Below are 605 nucleotides of genomic sequence, written 5' to 3'. Positions count from 1 at the left end.
AATTTGGTGGAACCTCTCGGAATCGAACCGAGTCCTAATGCTCTTCAGGCATCCGCGCGAACCCTCTACGCCAAAGTTCCAGATACAAAAAAGCCCCGCGAATGCGAGGCCTTATGTGTTATTTAATAAACTTTAAATCGTCTTTCCTGTGTCGCTTTTGTTCCTGATAGAAATTTTCATGAGAACCAAAATTCAACAGGTATAGTTCTATTTTTTCTTCAACCCAATGATATCCCAACAATGTTAGCTGGTTATTTAACTGAAATTTGTGAACGCGAAGAAAACTTAAATCGCCTTTCTTCTGTTCGCCAATCTCAGGGTCGTCGATAATTTTCTCTATCTCATCTTCCACTACTGCAAGAAGATTTTCAGGTAATTTAGATAACGCTTTAGAGAAACGCCTTGTTTCATAAACATCAATCTTGGGACTTTTTTGTCCTTCTGACATAACGCGACACCTTACCATTGTCGACTTCGCTTTTCGCTAGTAACGAATCAAGGATAAAGGAGTATGGCAAATCTGGGTTATCTTCGGCGATGCGACCTATTTTTGCCCAATGCTCGATTTGCTTTGGCACACTCCTGCTTGACGCTTCTGCGTGGAT

Annotated in this window: 2 protein-coding genes and 1 tRNA gene; all 3 read right to left on the bottom strand. The window is 41.3% G+C overall.

What is annotated here, in order from left to right:
* Positions 1 to 4: 4 nt before the first annotated feature.
* Positions 5 to 80, bottom strand: a tRNA-Phe gene (locus tag Xhom_RS25320).
* Positions 81 to 118: 38 nt separating this feature from the next.
* Positions 119 to 448: a type II toxin-antitoxin system RelE/ParE family toxin gene (locus Xhom_RS25315; RefSeq protein WP_069315410.1), complete on the bottom strand. Its 330-nt coding sequence runs from the start codon at positions 446 to 448 to the stop codon at positions 119 to 121.
* A partial coding sequence (locus Xhom_RS25310) for a TA system antitoxin ParD family protein (protein ID WP_099140144.1) occupies positions 417 to 605 on the bottom strand: 189 nt, incomplete at its 5' end. The genes Xhom_RS25310 and Xhom_RS25315, both read right to left, overlap by 32 nt.

Source organism: Xenorhabdus hominickii (assembly GCF_002632725.1).
Taxonomy (GTDB): domain Bacteria; phylum Pseudomonadota; class Gammaproteobacteria; order Enterobacterales; family Enterobacteriaceae; genus Xenorhabdus; species Xenorhabdus hominickii.
The sequence above is the reverse complement of the archived record's forward strand: the minus strand, read 5'-3'. Positions and strand labels throughout refer to the sequence as shown.